This window comes from Eubacterium oxidoreducens (genome assembly GCF_900104415.1).
Classification (GTDB): domain Bacteria; phylum Bacillota; class Clostridia; order Lachnospirales; family Lachnospiraceae; genus Eubacterium_C; species Eubacterium_C oxidoreducens.
The window spans coordinates 121,134-139,887 of sequence record NZ_FMXR01000006.1 but is presented as its reverse complement, the minus strand read 5'-3'; the positions used below and the strand labels follow the sequence as shown (position 1 = coordinate 139,887).

Annotated in this window: 20 protein-coding genes; all 20 read left to right on the top strand. The window is 36.4% G+C overall.

Annotated elements, in window-relative coordinates; all coding sequences use genetic code 11:
- Positions 1-26 precede the first annotated feature (26 nt).
- The gene (gene rimO / locus BLS20_RS03585) at positions 27-1,343 is read left to right on the top strand and encodes a 30S ribosomal protein S12 methylthiotransferase RimO (protein WP_090172599.1); all 1,317 of its coding nucleotides are present in this window, start codon (positions 27-29) and stop codon (positions 1,341-1,343) included.
- A complete protein-coding gene (gene pgsA / locus BLS20_RS03580) occupies positions 1,340-1,903 on the top strand; it encodes a CDP-diacylglycerol--glycerol-3-phosphate 3-phosphatidyltransferase (protein ID WP_090172290.1) in 564 nt (187 codons plus the stop codon). The genes rimO and pgsA overlap by 4 nt, the downstream gene beginning before the upstream one ends.
- A 1-nt stretch (position 1,904) precedes the next feature.
- Positions 1,905-2,396 carry a CinA family protein gene (locus tag BLS20_RS03575; RefSeq protein ID WP_090172288.1) on the top strand — a complete coding sequence of 164 codons (492 nt, stop codon included), beginning with the start codon at positions 1,905-1,907 and terminating at the stop codon, positions 2,394-2,396.
- The gene (gene rsmD / locus BLS20_RS03570) at positions 2,384-2,941 is read left to right on the top strand and encodes a 16S rRNA (guanine(966)-N(2))-methyltransferase RsmD (RefSeq protein WP_090172286.1); all 558 of its coding nucleotides are present in this window, start codon (positions 2,384-2,386) and stop codon (positions 2,939-2,941) included. Before BLS20_RS03575 ends, rsmD begins: the two co-directional genes overlap by 13 nt.
- An 11-nt stretch (positions 2,942-2,952) precedes the next feature.
- Complete coding sequence (gene coaD, locus BLS20_RS03565; RefSeq protein ID WP_090172283.1) at positions 2,953-3,441, top strand: pantetheine-phosphate adenylyltransferase; 489 nt, start codon at positions 2,953-2,955, stop codon at positions 3,439-3,441.
- A gap of 6 nt (positions 3,442-3,447) precedes the next feature.
- The gene (locus BLS20_RS03560; RefSeq protein ID WP_176762274.1) at positions 3,448-4,092 is read left to right on the top strand and encodes an ATPase; all 645 of its coding nucleotides are present in this window, start codon (positions 3,448-3,450) and stop codon (positions 4,090-4,092) included.
- 241 nt (positions 4,093-4,333) lie between these two features.
- Positions 4,334-5,065 (top strand): pseudouridine synthase, encoded by a 732-nt coding sequence (locus BLS20_RS03555; protein ID WP_242870516.1) that lies wholly within the window; start codon positions 4,334-4,336, stop codon positions 5,063-5,065.
- Positions 5,034-5,687, top strand: a complete 654-nt coding sequence (locus BLS20_RS03550) for an HAD family hydrolase (protein ID WP_090172282.1) — start codon at positions 5,034-5,036, stop codon at positions 5,685-5,687. Before BLS20_RS03555 ends, BLS20_RS03550 begins: the two co-directional genes overlap by 32 nt.
- Positions 5,688-7,589: a YgiQ family radical SAM protein gene (locus tag BLS20_RS03545; protein WP_090172280.1), complete on the top strand. Its 1,902-nt coding sequence runs from the start codon at positions 5,688-5,690 to the stop codon at positions 7,587-7,589.
- A gap of 3 nt (positions 7,590-7,592) precedes the next feature.
- Positions 7,593-8,534, top strand: a complete 942-nt coding sequence (locus BLS20_RS03540; RefSeq protein ID WP_090172278.1) for an RluA family pseudouridine synthase — start codon at positions 7,593-7,595, stop codon at positions 8,532-8,534.
- 14 nt (positions 8,535-8,548) lie between these two features.
- Positions 8,549-9,193: a histidine phosphatase family protein gene (locus BLS20_RS03535; RefSeq protein ID WP_090172276.1), complete on the top strand. Its 645-nt coding sequence runs from the start codon at positions 8,549-8,551 to the stop codon at positions 9,191-9,193.
- 13 nt (positions 9,194-9,206) lie between these two features.
- Complete coding sequence (locus BLS20_RS03530; protein ID WP_090172275.1) at positions 9,207-9,740, top strand: Holliday junction resolvase RecU; 534 nt, start codon at positions 9,207-9,209, stop codon at positions 9,738-9,740.
- A 78-nt stretch (positions 9,741-9,818) separates the two neighbouring features.
- On the top strand, positions 9,819-11,015 hold the full coding sequence (gene hisZ, locus BLS20_RS03525) for an ATP phosphoribosyltransferase regulatory subunit (protein ID WP_090172273.1): 1,197 nt from the start codon (positions 9,819-9,821) through the stop codon (positions 11,013-11,015).
- Positions 11,016-11,660, top strand: a complete 645-nt coding sequence (gene hisG, locus BLS20_RS03520) for an ATP phosphoribosyltransferase (protein WP_090172271.1) — start codon at positions 11,016-11,018, stop codon at positions 11,658-11,660.
- A 20-nt stretch (positions 11,661-11,680) separates the two neighbouring features.
- Positions 11,681-12,979, top strand: coding sequence for a histidinol dehydrogenase (gene hisD / locus BLS20_RS03515; protein WP_090172268.1), 1,299 nt, complete (start codon positions 11,681-11,683; stop codon positions 12,977-12,979).
- A 15-nt stretch (positions 12,980-12,994) separates the two neighbouring features.
- A complete protein-coding gene (gene hisB / locus BLS20_RS03510; protein ID WP_176762273.1) occupies positions 12,995-13,588 on the top strand; it encodes an imidazoleglycerol-phosphate dehydratase HisB in 594 nt (197 codons plus the stop codon).
- A 3-nt stretch (positions 13,589-13,591) separates the two neighbouring features.
- Positions 13,592-14,872, top strand: a complete 1,281-nt coding sequence (hisIE, locus tag BLS20_RS03505) for a bifunctional phosphoribosyl-AMP cyclohydrolase/phosphoribosyl-ATP diphosphatase HisIE (protein WP_090172266.1) — start codon at positions 13,592-13,594, stop codon at positions 14,870-14,872.
- Positions 14,873-14,945: 73 nt separating this feature from the next.
- Positions 14,946-16,811: a TIGR03960 family B12-binding radical SAM protein gene (locus BLS20_RS03500; RefSeq protein WP_090172264.1), complete on the top strand. Its 1,866-nt coding sequence runs from the start codon at positions 14,946-14,948 to the stop codon at positions 16,809-16,811.
- The gene (locus BLS20_RS03495; protein ID WP_090172261.1) at positions 16,795-17,511 is read left to right on the top strand and encodes a TIGR03936 family radical SAM-associated protein; all 717 of its coding nucleotides are present in this window, start codon (positions 16,795-16,797) and stop codon (positions 17,509-17,511) included. Before BLS20_RS03500 ends, BLS20_RS03495 begins: the two co-directional genes overlap by 17 nt.
- Positions 17,504-18,730: a ribonuclease E/G gene (locus BLS20_RS03490; protein ID WP_176762272.1), complete on the top strand. Its 1,227-nt coding sequence runs from the start codon at positions 17,504-17,506 to the stop codon at positions 18,728-18,730. The genes BLS20_RS03495 and BLS20_RS03490 overlap by 8 nt, the downstream gene beginning before the upstream one ends.
- The last annotated feature ends 24 nt before the right edge of the window (positions 18,731-18,754 follow it).

Here is an 18,754-nt window from a genome sequence, read left to right as displayed (position 1 = left end):
TAGATATGTGTAATCCTCAAAATTCCATTAATATATTTTTTGTATCTTTAGGCTGTGATAAAAATCTCGTGGATTCAGAATATATGCTTGGCATTTTGCAATCAGCCGGATATTCCTTTACGAACACAGAAGAAGATGCAGATGTAATTGTTATTAATACCTGTACGTTTATTGATTCAGCAAAAGAAGAAAGCATCAATACCATTTTGGAAATGGCGCAGTGGAAAGAACGCGGAAGATGCAAAGCTCTTATTGCAACGGGATGTCTGGCTCAGCGTTTTTCAAAAGAAATCAAAGAAGAACTTCCGGAAGTAGATGCTATTATTGGCACCAATTCTTGGGACGAGATTGCGAAAGCAGTTACAAAGGTATTAGAACAAAAACATTTTGAAAAAATCGGCGAGTTAACAGGTATGCCGGACATGTCAAAAAAACGTATTTTGACTAGTGGTACACATTATGCCTACCTTAAAATTGCAGAAGGATGTGACAAACATTGCACCTATTGTGTAATTCCATCTATCCGTGGAAAATACAGAAGTGTTTCCATGGAGGTGTTAATAAAACAAGCACAAGATTTGGTAGAAATGGGTGTAAAAGAACTTTTGCTGGTAGCACAGGAAACAACTCTTTATGGTGTTGATTTGTATGAAAAGAAATCCTTGCATATTTTATTACAAAAGCTCGCCAAAATAGATGAACTTAAGTGGATTCGTATCTTGTATTGTTATCCGGAGGAAATATATCCGGAATTGGTAGAAGAAATTAAAAATAATCCAAAAGTGTGTCATTATTTGGATCTTCCAATTCAACATTGTTCAGATCGGATTTTGAAAAAAATGGCACGAAGAACTTCAAAAGCAGAACTGAAAAAAACCTTTGAGATGCTTAGAAGAGAAATCCCGGATATAGCGCTTCGTACAACTGTCATTTGTGGGTTCCCTGGAGAAACAAAAGAAGAACACAAAGAACTTCTTTCATTTATTGAGGAAATTGGGTTTGATCGCCTCGGAGCATTTGCTTATTCCAGAGAAGAAGGAACTGCGGCAGCATCTTTTGAAAATCAGATAGAGGATGAAACGAAGCAATTATGGGTAGATGAAGTAATGGAACTTCAGCAGGAAATTTGCGAAGAAAAATGCTGTGAGATGATAGGAACTCATCTAAAGGTCTTGGTAGAAGGAACCGCTGAAAATGTATATGTATGCAGAACGTATCGGGATGCACCGGATATAGACGGATATCTATTCCTTGAAACTTCACAGATTCTTCATACCGGTGATTTTGTTAATGTTAAAGTAACCGGTGCATATGAATATGATTTGATAGGAGAACTAGAATGAATTTACCAAATAAATTAACAATGTTTAGAGTGATTTTGATTCCTTTTTTTGTTATTTGCCTGTTGGTACCGGCATTTCAAAACAATATTGGACAGCTTGTCGCATTAATTATATTTATTGTGGCTTCCCTAACGGATATGGCAGATGGAAAAATTGCTCGAAAATACAATTTGGTTACAAATTTTGGCAAGTTTATGGATCCACTTGCAGATAAATTGCTTGTATGTTCAGCAATGATTTGTTTGGTTTCACTTGACGATCTGCCAGGCTGGGTTGTTGTTATTATTATTGCAAGAGAGTTTGTGATTAGCGGGTTCCGTTTGATTGCCTCAGACAATAATGTAGTAATAGCTGCAAGCATGTGGGGAAAAGTTAAAACGGTATTTCAGATGGGCATGATTATTTTGATTTTGCTTAATTTTAGCTGTCTTCCAACGATAGCTTCTATAATCTTACATGCTATCATTCCAATAGTAATTGGTATAACAGTAGTATTAACAATTGTTTCATTAATTGATTATCTTATTAAAAACAAAGAAGTTCTTAAGGAGCAAAAATAATATGATAACACAATTGGCAGCTCTGCTTAACAACAATCATAACACGGTATCAACAGCGGAGTCGTGTACCGGAGGTTTGATTGCCGCAGAGCTTACATCGGTTGCCGGAAGTTCAAGCTATTTTCAGGAAGGTTATATTACTTATTCGAATGATATTAAAGAAAAAAATCTTGGTGTCAGTCATGAAACGCTTGAACGATATGGCGCTGTTAGTGAATATACCTGTAAAGAAATGTTGCTTGGACTTTTGCATCGAACATCAAGTGACTATGGCATTGCTGTTACAGGAATAGCAGGTCCGGGCGGTGGAACCGAAAAAAAACCGGTAGGGCTTGTATATATTGGTTGCGGCAGCCTTGATGATTATCGGATTTATGAAGAACATTTCACCGGAAACAGAGAACAAATCAGGCGACAGACCGTTACACATGCAATTAGGTATCTTGTTTGCCAGATTAAAGAAAGAAGTGAATCTTTATCATGCGAATTATAGCAGGAAGGGCCAAAAGACTTCCTTTAAAAGCACCTGTAGGGAAAGATACCAGACCTACAACAGATCGAATCAAAGAAACGTTGTTTAATATGCTGCAGCCGGATTTGGCGGACTGTTCTTTTTTGGATTTGTTTTCCGGTAGTGGAAACATTGGTCTTGAGGCTGCTTCTCGTGGAGCAAAAAAAGTTGTATTGGTTGAAAATAACAAAAAAGCATGTGATATTATAAAGGAAAACATGCTATTTACGCATCTTGATGATGTTTGTGTTTTGCTTCAAAAAGATGTTTTGGTGGCGATTGCGAATATGGCACAAAAAGAAAGATTTGATATTATATTTGCAGATCCGCCATATCAGTTGGGAATCGAAAAAAGTTTGCTTAAAGCGGTACGTGAAAGCAATATTTTAAATCCTGATGGTTATATGGTGATAGAAGCGGATATTCATACTGATTTTTCATATGTCAATGAGCTTGGATTTCAAATACTAAAAGAGAAAATATATAAAACAAATAAGCATGTATATCTCGATGAGATACCATGTTAATGAGGTAATTTATGACTAGGGGAATTTATGCCGGAAGCTTCGATCCTGTTACTTATGGGCATCTGGATATTATTAAGAGAGCTTCCAAAATAGTGGATGAACTTGTAGTGGCTGTATTAAATAACAGTGCGAAAAATCCGTTGTTTTCTGTCGATAATCGTGTTAGTATGATTAAAGAGCAGATTCGGGATTTGGATAATGTGTCGGTGGATACATTTGATGGATTATTAGTGGATTATGCGAAGAAAATTGATGCGAATATATTGGTTCGAGGTTTAAGAGCTGTGACGGATTTTGAGTATGAATTGCAGATCGCACAGACGAATCGGGTTGTAAACGAGAAGATTGATACGATATTTTTAACAACCTCATTGGAATATGCATATTTAAGCTCGACTATTGTAAAAGAATTTGCATCATATGGTTCGGATATATCAAAGTTTGTACCGGATGCAGTAGCTAAGTCAATTTTTGAAAGATATAACAGACAAGGAGACTAAAACGTTATGGCACGTATGGAACAGATTATTGAGGAGATTGAGGAATATATCGCTGAATGTAAGGCGCAGCCATTTTCGCAATCAAATATCATTGTTAATCGTGATGAGATTGAGGAAATGTTAGAAGAGTTAAAGATTAGAACGCCGGAAGAAATCAAGCGTTATCAAAAGATTATTAATAATAAAGAAGCAATCTTGGCATCCGCCCAGGAAAAAGCCGATGCAATCATTGCAGAGGCACAGATTCAGACCAATGAGCTTATCAGTGAACATCAGATTATGCAACAAGCTTACGCTCGTGCAAATGAAGTTATTGTTGCAGCAACCAATAACGCCAGAGAAATCTTAGATTCGGCTACGAATGAGGCGAATGATGTACGGCAGGCAGCAATGGAATATACAGATAATTTGCTTAAGAGTATAGAAGATTTGCTTTCTCATAGTATAGATACTTCAAAAAATCGTTTTGAAAGTCTTATGAAATCTTTGCAAGGAACATTAGATGTAGTATCATCTAATAGATTACAATTGGCACCTCCAGAAGAACCAATACAAGAGGCACCGGTTGTAGAACCGATTGGAGAGGCTACGCATCAGGAGACTCCTGATGAAATTATTCCAGATGAGGTTGCGAAAGAACTTCAAGAATAATTTAAAAGCCTGGCCAGAAAAGTCCGTGCCTTTAACTCAGTCGGAGAACAAGCTCCGACTGAGTTAAACGCTCCGCGAGGATGCGCACGGATTCGGACAGGAATTTGTCTGCTGAAGCAGACCCGAATCCGGCGCGCAAGACTCGCGAGCGAGTCTTGACGTTTATGCACAGGTAAGGATCTGACAAACAATTAATCACTTGGCATCATGGTGGTACATGATGCCTTATTTTATGATAATAATGAAACAAATAAGAATAGATAAATATCTTTCAACCATGGAAGTTGGTTCAAGAAGTGAAATAAAAAAAATAATACAAAAAAAGCGTGTATCAATTAATGGTATTTCGATAAATGATGCAGGTTTAAAAGTGACACCGGGCATTGATGAAGTGCTTCTGGATGGAAAACTGATTGCATATAAAAGATTTCGTTATTATTTATTTCATAAACCTGCAGGATGTGTAAGTGCCAATTCGGATGCAATGCATAAGACAATTATGGATTATATGAAAGATGCACCCGGACGCGATTTGTTTGCAGTAGGAAGATTAGATCTTGATACAGAGGGGTTATTGATTATCACAAATGACGGAGACTTTACGCATAGCTTATTAAGCCCAAATAAACATGTAGAAAAAGAGTATTATGCGCTCATAGATGGATCTGTAAGTGAGCGGGATGTGAATGCGTTTAAAGCAGGAATCGATATCGGCGAAAAAAAGATCTGTAAAAGTGCCGGATTAAAAATTTTAGAAAGCTCTGACACATCAAAAGTCCTGATAACGATTACAGAGGGCAGATTTCATCAGGTGAAACGTATGGTCCATGCAATCGGAAGAGAAGTTATTTATTTAAAACGTCTTAAAATGGGGCGTTATGAATTAGATGAAACGCTTTTGCCCGGAGAATATAGAGAGTTTACAAAGGAAGAGTTAGAAGATGTGGAACGATATAAACGCGGTGCTATTTGATATGGATGGAACACTGGTTGATTCTATGTGGGTGTGGCATCAAATTGATGTGGAATTCTTAGAGCAAAGAAATATTCCTTTTCCGAAAGAACTTAATAAGGATATTGAAGGGATGAGTTTTGTTCAAACAGCAGATTATTTTATAGAAAAATTTCATTTACCAAATACCTCTGAGCAGTTGCAAAGAATATGGAATGATATGGCTCGAGATCATTATATAAATGATGTTGTTTTTAAAGAAGGTGCTTGGGATTTGCTTCATGAATTAAAAGCAAAAAACAAAAAAATCGCAATGGGTACCAGTAATTCAAGGGAATTGGTAAATGTTGTACGAGAAAAGTATGATTTAGATCGTTTCTTTGATGCTTATGTAACATCTGATGAAATCGTAAACGGCAAGCCGGCTCCCGATGTTTATTTAAGAGCTGCGAAAGAAATTAATGTAAACATCAAAAATTGTCTTGTATTTGAGGATATGACAAATGGCATAATTGCAGGAAAAAGTGCAGGAGCTAAAACGTGTGCAATAAATGATTCTTTTTCTGCGCCTATATGGGAAGAAAAGAAGAAAAAAGCAGATTATTTTATTGATAGTTATTATGATTTGCCAGAGGTATTCTAAATGACACGAGAAGAGTTTTTGCCAATAACAAAACAAGATTTGCATAACAGGAATATAAAACAGCCCGATTTTGTTTATGTTCTAGGAGATGCTTATGTCGATCATCCATCATTTGGACCGGCTATTATTTCTAGGCTTTTAGAAAGCAAAGGCTATAGCGTTGCTATCATATCGCAGCCGGATTGGAAAAACGATGAAAGTATCCGGATATTTGGTGAACCGCGTCTAGGTTTTTTGATTTGCGGAGGAAATATGGATTCCATGGTAAATCATTATACTGTTTCCAAAAAAAGACGGCATCAAGATGCCTATACACCGGGCGGTGAATTCGGAAAACGACCGGATTATGCAGTTGTGGTATATGGTAATTTAATTCGTAGGAGTTATAAAAATATCCCGATCATAATCGGTGGAATTGAAGGCTCCTTAAGAAGATTGGCGCATTATGATTATTGGTCGAACAAACTAAAACGTTCACAGCTTCTTGATTCCGGAGCGGATCTTATTTCTTATGGGATGGGGGAAAAATCAATTGTAGAAATTGCAGAGGCTTTAGATGCAGGGGTTCCAATTGAGCAAATTACTTATATTCGAGGAACGGTATATAAAACAAGAGATTTAAAAAACACGCTTGAGGACAAGATTTTATTACCGACCTATGAAGAAATGCAACAAGATAAACAAATGTATGCAAAAAGTTTTTATAAACAGTATCAAAACACGGATCCGTTTAGTGCGCATCAGCTTGTAGAGGCATATCCACATAATGTATATGTGGTGCAAAATCCGCCTTCCTATCCCTTGTCACAATCACAGATGGATGCTATTTATGCATTACCTTATGCAAGGACATACCACCCAGATTACGAAAAACAAGGCGGAGTACCGGCAATTTCAGAAGTGAAATTTTCATTAATTGCGAATCGCGGTTGCTTTGGGGGATGTAGTTTTTGTGCGTTAACATTTCATCAAGGACGTATGATTCAAACCAGAAGTGAAGAATCAATACTAAAAGAAGCAAAGCTTATTACGCAAGATCCTGATTTTAAAGGATATATTCATGATGTTGGAGGACCAACAGCGAATTTTGATACAGTGGCGTGTGAAAAACAGCTGACAAAAGGTGTTTGCACGCATCGTCAATGTTTATTTCCGGAAAAATGTCCGAATCTGAAAGCGGATCACAGTCGATACCTTTCGCTTTTAGCTAAATTAAGAGCGCTTCCGGGAGTGAAGAAAGTTTTTATTCGTTCCGGCATTCGCTTTGATTATTTACTATATGATAAGAATCGTGAATTTTTAAAAGAGTTATGTAAATATCATATTAGCGGTCAGCTGAAAGTTGCGCCGGAACATATATCGGATATTGTGTTATCGAAGATGGGAAAACCGCCAAAAGCAGTATACGATCGTTTTGTTAAAGAATATACGAAGATGAATCAATCGCTTGGTAAGAAACAATATCTTGTACCATATTTGATGTCCTCTCATCCTGGGTCAACGTTAAAAGAAGCCATCGAACTGGCATTGTTCGTACGAGATATGGGGTATATGCCGCAACAGGTACAGGACTTTTATCCGACACCCTCGACACTTTCGACGGTAATGTTTTATACCGGTTTAGATCCTAGAACGATGGAAAAGGTATATGTGCCCAAAAGCGAAAAAGAAAAAGCAATGCAGCGCGCATTGATTCAATATAAAGATCCAAAGAATTATGATCTTGTTAAAGAAGCTTTATTAAAAGCAGGACGAAAAGACTTAATAGGATTTGAAAAAAACTGTCTGATTCGACCAAGAAAAGAATCTGGTTCCTATTCGAAACAAGGTGCTGCAAATAAGAAAAAAGCACCATCAAAAAACAAAAAAATTCGTAATGTACACAAAAAAAGAAAGAAGTAAACGATGAAAGAATTTCAGGTTGGACCAAATGAAGCTGGACAAAGGATGGATAAATTCTTAGTAAAATATCTACCAAATGCTTCGAAAGGATTCCTATACAAAATGCTTCGAAAAAAGAATATAACTTTAAACAAGAAAAAAGCATCCGGACAGGAACTATTGCAAATCAATGATAGGATTCAAATCTTTTTTTCTGAGGAAACGTTTTTAAAGTTTTCAAAAAAGATAGCTTGTGAATATCCAACCACGAAGCTGGATATTCTTTATGAAGATTTGGATTTGCTGGTACTTAATAAACCGGCCGGAATGCTTTCACAAAAAGCAAACGCATCGGACGTTTCAGCAAATGAGTATATGATTGGATATCTTCTTGAATCCGGTGCGCTGACATCGAGTGAACTTTCCTCCTTTCGGCCGTCTGTGGTCAATCGCCTGGATCGAAATACATCGGGGCTTTTATTATTTGGTAAAACATTAAAAGGACTTCAGAATTATTCGAAAGCTCTAAAAGAAAGAACAATAGAAAAATATTATCTAAGTATTGTGAAAGGTGATGTTTCAGACAAATTCATACTAGATGGTTATTTGACCAAAGACGAAAAGAAAAATCGTGTATCTATTACCGATTCGCAAGTAAGCGGAAGCAAACGAATAGTGACAGAATATGAACCGCTAGAAAGATATGGAGCTTATACTTTGTTGAAAGTTCATTTGATAACCGGAAAAACACACCAAATCAGAGCACATCTGTCTTCTGTCGGACATCCGATTATTGGTGATTTGAAATATCACGGACCGGGAGTGATTTTAATAAACGGAAAAAAAACCCCCATAAAACGGCAGATGTTACATGCATATGAAATGATAGCAGAAAACGGAAAAGTGTTTCAGGCACCGATTCCGGATGACTTTAAACAACTGTTAAATACAATCAATAATTATTAGGAGCAATACTTATTATGCGTTTATATTTAATGCGTCACGGAGAAACCGATTGGAATAAAGAAGGCAGAATTCAGGGTTCTGCGGATATTAAGCTAAATCAAAATGGGATTGATTTAGCCTATAAGACATTAGAAGGAATTGAAAAAGCCGGAATAAAATTTGATTATATCTATTCATCACCGTATATAAGAGCGCTTAAAACAGCACAAATCTTATCAAAAGGAAGCGTTCCTATCGAAACGGACCAACGCATAAGAGAAATGGATTTTGGAAAATATGAAGGTATTGAACTGGCTCAAATAGCGACAAAGCCGGAATATAAAAATATGCATCGTTTTTTTGTTGAACCGGATGCATTTGTTCCGGAGGAAGGAATGGAAAGTTATGAAGAAGCTTTTCAAAGAATTGATGCGTTTTATCAGGAAAAAATAGCTCAGGATATGGAACGCTATGAGCATGTTCTAATTGTTTGTCACGGAGCAATTATTCGTTCCTTTATAGCTTATCTTTGTCATAAATCCATAGGAGATTTATGGAATCTTAAACAACCAAATTGTGCTTTGAACATTTTTGAAATTACAAAAGAGCAAGTTGATTTGATAGAGATGGCTAAAATCGTTTACGATAAATCATTGTTACCGAATCGAAAGTATACCTAGATAAGAGGACGTTATGGCAACATGGAATTCAAGAGGTCTTAGAGGTTCAACACTTGAAGATCTGATTAATAAAACAAATGAAAAATATGAAGAAAGTCATCTTTGCCTTGTTCAAAAAGTTCCAACACCAATTACGCCGATTAAAATTGATAAAGAGAAACGACATATTACTCTGGCATATTTTGATCAAAAAAGTACGGTAGATTATATTGGCGTAGTACAAGGCATTCCGGTGTGTTTTGATGCAAAAGAGAGCGCAACAAACACATTTCCGCTTCAAAACATTCATGCACATCAGGTGCAGTTTATGAAAGAATTTGAAGCACAAAAGGGGATTGCTTTTTTTATCATTAATTATACCAAGACCGGAGAACTTTATTATCTTAGATTTCGAGAATTGGCTGCTTTTTGGAAACGCATGGAAGATGGCGGAAGAAAAAGCTTTCGAAAGGATGAACTTACGCCAGAGTATTTCTTTTCAGCTAAAAATCAGTTGTATGTTCCTTATCTGGATATGATGGCGAAAGATTTAAAGGAGCGGGATTGACTTTTATATGGACATCCCATATAATTGAATTGTTTTAACGTGTTAGCATATTAGCACACTAAAGTGTTTGGAGGAAATATGAAAAAAAACATACTACATACACCGGATGGTGTTCGTGATCTTTATAATGAACAATGTGAAAATAAGCTATATTTAGAGCATCAATTTCGAAAGGTTTTAAGACGGTTTGGATATCATCCGATCCAGACACCTACGTTGGAGTTTTTTGATGTATTTAATTCGCAAGTGGGTTCCGTATCTTCGAAGAATATGTACAAACTGTTTGATCAGGAAGGTAATACGATGGTGATTCGACCGGATATTACACCTTCAATCGCAAGATGTGTCAGCAAATATTATCCGGAATCCAAAATGCCGATTCGTATGTATTATTTAGGGAATACGTTCGTCAATAATTCAAGTTATCAAGGACGTCTAAAAGAAGTAACACAGGTTGGGGCAGAACTTATCAACAATGCGCATGTTGATGGCGATGCAGAGATGATTATGATGATGATTCATGCACTTTTGAGTGCCGGATTGGATGAGTTTCAAATCAGCATTGGACATGCTGGATTCTTTGAAGGTCTTGTGAAAGCAACAAATCTGGGTGAAGAATTAACCGACCGGATAACCGATTTGATTTTAAATCGTAATTTCTGGGGAGTGAAAGAATTGCTTGAACCGCTAAAATTAGATGCGGATTTAAAAGAATTATTTGCAAGAATAGGCGATCTTTATCCGGATGGGGAATCCATCTTAAAGCTCTTACCGTTTGCCCAAAAATATCCAAATGTAAAAGAAGCCATTCATCGTCTGCATGATATTTATGAAGTGCTAAAGCTTTATGGAGTTACACAGTATGTTTCTTTTGACCCGGGAATGCCGGAAATGCATGATTATTATACCGGTGTTATATTTAACGCTTATTCTTTTGGTAGCGGAGAACCGATTGCGAAAGGTGGACGCTATGATAATCTGATCGGACATTTTGGAAAAGATGCACCTGCAATTGGTTTTGCCATAGTTGTAGATCAAATTATGATGGCTTTAAATAACCAGAAAAAGGAATTTCCAAGACGTAAAAATCGCCTTTTGATTATGTATTCAAAAGAGCATTTAAAAGAGGCTATTTCGATTGCAAATGAACACCGCAGCAAAGATGAAAATGTAGAATTGCTTCTGATTTCTTCGAAAGTTTCGCAAGAAGAATATAACGAATATATGAAAGTCAATAATTTTGACACAATTATAAGATTAGATGAGGATAAATAAATGGGGAAAGAACGATATTTAACCTTTGCACTTGGAAAAGGAAGATTGGCAGATAAAACACTGGAAATGTTTGAAAAAGTCGGAATTACCTGCCAGGAAATGAAAGATAAAGATACTAGAAAGTTGATATTTGTAAACGAAGAAATGAAAATGCGTTTCTTTTTGGCAAAAGGACCGGATGTCCCAACATATGTTGAATATGGTGCTGCAGATATCGGTGTTGTCGGAAAAGACACCTTATTGCAGGAACAACGTGATATTTATGAGGTTTTGGATCTTGGCTTTGGAAAATGCCGTATGTGTGTATGTGGACCGGCAAGTGCAAAGGAACTTTTAAGGCACCACGAACAGATTCGTGTAGCAACCAAATATCCTGTGATTGCTAAAGATTATTTTTTTAATAAAAAAAATCAGACAGTTGAATTGATTAAATTAAATGGTTCCATTGAATTAGCGCCAATAGTAGGATTATCTGATGTGATTGTGGATATTGTAGAAACAGGTTCTACACTTCGGGAAAACGGTCTTGAAGTCTTAGAAGAAGTATGCCCGTTATCTGCACGTATGGTTGTTAATCAGGTTAGTATGCGTATGGAAAACAAACGTATTGTTAAACTGATTGAAGATTTGAAAAAAGTATTATAAAAAGAATCGAGGAAATGTTCATGAGAATCTTAAAACTTACCAAAGATACAACAAATGATATTTTAAACTCTTTGCTTAAACGTAGTCCAAATAATTATGGAAGTTACGAAAGCAGTGTGAATGAAATTGTACAAAATGTAAAAGAAAATGGCGATAAAGCCATTTTGGAATATACAGAAAAATTTGATGGCGTAGCGATGAAGGCAAATGATTTGCTTGTGACTCAAAGTGAGATTGAAGAAGCATATAAAAAAGTGGATTCAAAACTTATTGACGTGATTCGTAAGGCGATGGTAAATATAAAAAGTTATCACGAAAAACAACGCCAATACAGTTGGTTTGATTCGCAAGACAATGGAATTATTTTAGGTCAAAAAGTGACACCACTTGGTGTTGTTGGTGTTTATGTTCCGGGAGGAAAAGCAGTCTACCCATCTTCGGTATTAATGAATGTATTACCGGCAAAGGTGGCCGGTGTGGATAAGATTGTTATGACAACTCCGCCCGGAAAAGATGGTAAGGTTAATCCTTCCACACTTGTTGCTGCGCATGAAGCCGGTGTGGATGAAATATATAAAACAGGTGGTGCACAAGCTATCGCAGCACTTGCATTTGGTACCGCTACAATTCCAAAAACCGATAAAATTGTAGGACCTGGAAATATTTTTGTAGCCTTAGCGAAAAAAGCGGTATTTGGTTATGTGAGTATTGATTCGATTGCCGGTCCTTCTGAAATACTGGTCTTAGCGGATGAAACAGCAAATGCGCGCTTTGTTGCGGCTGATTTACTTTCGCAGGCAGAACATGATGAATTGGCATCTGCAATCTTAATTACAACCAGCGAGAGACTTGCAAATGAAGTATCCGCAGAGGTTGAAAAATTTGCGAATGAATTATCAAGAAAAGAAATCATCAATAAATCATTGGATAACTATGGATATATTCTGGTTGCTCAAACCCTTGAGCAGGCAATTGATACCGCTAATGAAATTGCGTCTGAGCATCTTGAAATTGTTATGGATAACCCATTTGAAATAATGACAAAAATCAAAAATGCAGGAGCTATTTTCCTAGGTCCATATTCTTCAGAACCACTGGGAGATTATTTTGCAGGTCCAAATCATGTTCTTCCGACGAATGGAACTGCTAAGTTTTTTTCACCATTATCCGTAGATGATTTTATAAAAAAATCCTCTATTATTTCATATTCGAAAGAAGCATTAGAGCCAATCTACAAAGATATCGTACAATTTGCTGAGTGCGAACAGTTGACGGCTCATGCGAATTCGATTAAAGTTAGATTTGAAGACAACGAATAGAGTTGAAGCGAGGTTATGAATTTGGAACGAATTGCAAACGAAAGCAGAAAGACAAAAGAGACGGATATTGAGATTACGCTTAATATAGACGGCGCAGGTACGGCTGAGCTGAATACCGGAATCGGTTTTTTTGATCATATGCTAGATGGTTTTGCCAGACATGGATTCTTTGATTTAAAAGCCAAGTGCAAAGGTGATTTAAAAGTCGATTGTCACCATAGTATTGAAGATGTTGGTATTGTATTGGGCAAGGCTATAAAAAATGCCTTAGGTGATAAAAAGGGTATTCGGCGTTTTGGAAGTAGTATTATTCCAATGGATGAAACGTTGGTGCTTTGTGCGATTGATTTATCCGGTAGACCATATTTTGCTTTTGAAGGCGAATTTGAACACGATATGGTTGGCGATATGGATACTCAAATGGTACGGGAATTCTTTTATTCCATAAGTTATGCTGCCGGTATGAATTTACACATTAAGATTTTGTCCGGTAGAAATGATCATCATAAGATAGAAGCCGTATTTAAAGCTTTTGGTCGGGCTTTGGATGAAGCAAGCTCAATTGATAAGCGTGTTACAGATATTTTATCTACGAAAGGTAGTTTATAAGAAATGGTAAGTAAATATTTAACAGCCTTGATTTTTTTAAAAAACGGAAAGGCGGTTAAGAATTTTGACGATCATGAATCAATGGGTGATATCTTTCATATTGCGCACATGTATAATGATGGTGGTATGGATCGGCTAATGGTTCTTGATCTTTCAACCGATGATAAGGAACATGAAATTAATATCAGTGTTATCAAGGAATTATCCAGAATTATGGAGATTCCAATTATTGCTGGTGGACATGTAAACAAATTTGATGATATCAAGAAGCTGTTATATGCAGGTGCAAGCAAGGTGATTGTGAATTGTTCAAAAGCTGATGCCATCGAGCTTGCGCAAGAAGGTGCAGAGCGTTTTGGAAAAGAGACGATCATTGCTTCGATTGCAACCGTTGATATGTTCTTTAAGAAAAAAGAAATTGTAGATTACGTAGATGAGTTTTTTGTATTAAACGAAACAACTGCAACATCTTTTGAGAATATTACAGATCTTAATTATACGGTTTTTATGAAAGAGTATACCTTTGAACGATGCGTTGACATCTTAAAAAAAGAAAAGGTATGGGGCGTATGCGGACCATTTTTGAATGATGTCAATACGGATATCATGAAATTAAAAAAAGATCTCTCGGATAATGGGATTAATCTGGATTCTCTGGTATGTGCAATTTCTTGGGACCAGTTTAAACTAAACTCCGATGGAATGATACCGGTTGTTGTGCAAGATTATATTACCGATCAGGTTTTGATGGTAGCTTATATGAATGAAGAAGCATTCGAAACGACGCTGAAATTAGGTAAGATGACTTATTGGTCAAGATCAAGAAATGAATTATGGACAAAAGGATTGACATCCGGCCATGTTCAATATGTTAAGGCGTTATACCTTGATTGTGATAATGATACAATTTTGGCAAAAGTATCACAGGTTGGAAAAAGCGCTTGCCACACAGGAGCCGTTAGTTGTTTCTTTCAAGAACTTGTAAAAAAGGAATATGTGGAAAAGAATCCGATAAAGATTTTTGAAAATATTTATCGTGTAATTGAAGATAGAAAAGAACATCCTAAGCAGGGTTCTTATACCAATTACTTGTTTGATAATGGACTTGATAAGATTCTTAAGAAAGTCGGAGAAGAGTCTACGGAAATTGTGATTGCTTCAAAGAATCCGGATCCGGAAGAGATTAAATACGAGATTTCAGATCTTTTGTATCATCTTATGGTATTGATGGTAGAAAAGGGGATTGATTGGCAAGATATTTGCCAAGAATTGGCACGTCGCTAAAAATATGGTACATTAAAATAACTTCTGCTTATATGGCAGAAGTTATTCTTAGATTGAGAAAGGATTTTAAGAGATGTCTAAGCTGGCTTTATCAGATGATATACTTATGAAAGTTGATAAACCTACCAGATACATAGGTAGCGAAGTCAATATGGTAAAAAAAGAAATAACTCCGAATATGTTACGATTTTGTATGTGCTTTCCTGATCTGTATGAAATTGGAATGTCGCATCTGGGAATGCAGATTTTATATGCAATGTTTAATAAGCAGGAAGATATTTATTGTGAGCGTGTTTTTTCTCCGGGGATAGATTTGCATGAAATATTGCTTGCGCATAAGATTCCTTTGTTTGCGTTAGAATCACAAGATCCGGTAAAAGATTTTGATTTTTTGGGTATTACACTTCAGTATGAAATGTGTTATACAAACATCTTGCAGATTTTGGAATTAAGCCAGATTCCATTTTGGGCAAAAGATAGAGATTGGTCTTATCCGATTGTTATCGGTGGTGGACCGTGTAGCTATAATCCGGAACCGATTGCAGATTTTTTTGATTTGTTTTATATAGGTGAAGGAGAAGTGATTTATGATGAATTATTCAAGGTATATCGCGATAGCCGTTCAAAAGGAGATTCTAGAGAAACATTTTTACGAAAAGCAGCCTGTATTCCCGGTATTTATGCACCTTCCTTGTACGAAGTAACTTATCACGAGGATGGAACAATTTGTGAGAGGACAAAGCGTTTTGCAGAGATTCCGGATACGGTTCAAAGACAAGTTGTTAAAGATGTTACGAATTCTCCTTATTTAGAAAAGCCGATTGTTCCGTTCACGAAAATCACACAAGACCGCGTTGTATTGGAAATTATGCGTGGGTGTATTCGAGGGTGCCGATTTTGTCAAGCCGGAACAATTTATCGGCCAACGCGCCAAAAAGACGTTGATCAGCTGAAAAAACAGGCGTATTTACTTTTGAAAAATACAGGTTATGAGGAGATTTCTTTAAGCTCGCTTAGTTCCTCGGATTATGAATCACTTGAAGAATTGGTTACTTTTTTGATCAAAGAGTTCAAAGGTAAGGGCGTTAATATTTCCCTGCCATCTCTTCGAATAGATGCTTTTTCTTTGGATGTGATGAGTCAGGTGCAAGATATTAAAAAAAGTTCCTTGACGTTTGCTCCGGAAGCAGGCTCGCAAAGAATGCGTAATGTCATTAACAAAGGACTAACGCAAGAAGATATTATCAGAGGTGCAGGACTTGCATTTGAAGGTGGATGGCAAAAAGTCAAATTGTATTTTATGCTTGGTCTTCCAACAGAAACACAGGAAGATATGGTTGCAATTGCAAAGCTTGCTAACGAAATTGCGGTTCGTTACTATGATATTCCAAAAGAAGAGCGCAATGGTAAATGTCAGATTACCATCAGTACCTCGTTTTTTGTTCCAAAACCATTTACAGCATTTCAGTGGATGAAAATGTGTTCAAAGGATGAGTTTTTGGATCGTGCGCATATCGTAAATGATGCAGTAAAAAAACAATTAAATAGAAAAAGCTTAAAATATAATTGGCATGCAGCCGATGTTACTCGTTTAGAAGGCGTAATGGCGCGAGGGGATCGCCGGTTAAGTCGCGTTATTTTGACGGCATACCAAAAAGGATGTTTGTTTGATGCATGGACAGAAAGTTTTGATTATGATAAGTGGGTTCAGGCTTTTGAGGAAAATGGAATAGATAGTGGTTTTTATGTAAACAGAATTAGAACAGAAGATGAAATCTTCCCATGGGATTTTATCGATGTTGGTGTAACAAAAGAATTTTTGCTACGAGAATATCATCGTGCACTAGAAGGGGTTATAACCCCGAATTGTCGAGAGCGATGTTCCGGTTGCGGTGCTAATCGATATGGAGAAGGAGTTTGCTATGAAAATCAGAATTAAATTCACAAGACATGGAAGTGTTAAATTTTTAGGGCATCTTGATTTAATGCGCTATTTTCAAAAAGCTATTCGCCGGGCTGATATTGATATCAAATATTCGGAAGGTTTTAGCCCGCATCAGATTATGTCATTTGCAGCACCAATCGGTGTTGGAGTCGAAAGTTGTGGTGAATATTTTGACATTGAAGTGCATTCAACAATGTCCTCGCAAGAAGCAATTAATGCTTTAAATGCAACAATGGCTGACGGAATCATGGTTACACAGTACCGGCAATTACCGGATAAAACGCCAAAAGCAATGGCACAGGTTGCAGCGGCTACTTATGAGCTTTATTATAAAAATCCCGAAGACAATCCGTTAGAACTTGGAAAATTAGAAAAACAAGTCGATAACTATATTATAGCGACGAATGAAATCCTTGTTACAAAAGAAACAAAAAAATCGGTTCGTGAAATTAATTTAAAACCTTTCATTTATGATTTTCGAATTATTGATCGAAATGGACCTGGATTTTTTATGATGTTAAGTGCCGGAAGTATTGAGAATATCAAACCACAGTTGGTACTTCAGTATCTATATGAAAAAACAGGACTTTCATTTGATATCAATCAAATTCAAATAGAACGTCAGGATGTGTTTTTCAAATCAAAAAAAGGAGAATTTCTTCCTTTAGGGGCTGCGGGGGATTGCATTGAATAGAATCATATTTACAGATATTGAACTTGAAAAAGAAACGCACAAACAAACCTTTTCCCTATGGGGATTGTTATCGGATGAGAGATTGGAAGATCTTCGTTGCTTTTCGAAAGATCATGTATCACTTGTCGGTAATATTTATGTTGGACGTGTCGTTCGAGTTGATTATAATCTAAATGCTGCTTACATATCTTATGCTGATGGCAAAGATTGTTTTACTTCTTTGAAATATTTAGATCGCGCGATTTTTACGAACAAAGTATCACGAAAAGAAATTGGTGGTGGCGATGAAGTATTAATCCAGATTGAACGCGATGCCATTAAGTCAAAGATTCCCGGGGCTACTTTTGATTTGACTTTTCATAGCGGTCATGCTTTGATTACCAGAGGAAATCTTACCAAATCAATTTCTTCGAAGATAAAAGGCGAAATGCGAAAAGAATTGCAAGATTTTTTGGAACAATCATTTGGATTAGAGTCAGATTTTGGAATTGTCCTTCGCACTAACTGTGTAAATATAAATAAAGAGGAACTTTCTTTCGAAATTAATGAGTTGTTGTTATCTGCGAGGAATATGTTAGAGCATTGTGTTTATAAAGCGGCGCATTCCTTGCTTCATGAATCAGAACGGGAAGAAATTGCATATATTAAGAAATTGTCCAATGTTTCAATTGATGAGATTGTTACGGATTCAAAGGAGATTTATGAAAGCATTTTGTCATTTTCCGATACTGCGAAAAATTTAAAAAATAAAATTCGTTTTTATGATGATTCCTATAGCCTTGTTAACTTATATGGATTAAAAACCAAATTATCGCAAGCCACTTCAAAAGTAGTGCATTTAAAGTCGGGAGCACAACTGGTTATAGAAGCTACAGAAGCAATGACGGTTATAGACGTTAATTCTGGTAAAATCCAAAAAAAGAAAGCAGCTCAAGATTTTTATTTGAATGTGAATCTAGAAGCCGCCAGAGAAATTGCAAGGCAAATGAGAATTCGTAATTTATCCGGAATTATTATCGTTGATTTTATCAGTATGAAACAAACAGATACGAATCGTCTCTTTAAAGAGTTAAAGGAAATTCTAAAAGAGGATTCCATAAGTGCTCAGGCTGTTGATATCACAAAGCTTGGATTAATTGAAATCACACGAAAAAAAGTCTCTCGTACATTAGCACAGGAACTTGCATTGGGCTTTTATGATAATGAGAAAAAAGCGTGACAAATCCCTTGACGAACATATCGA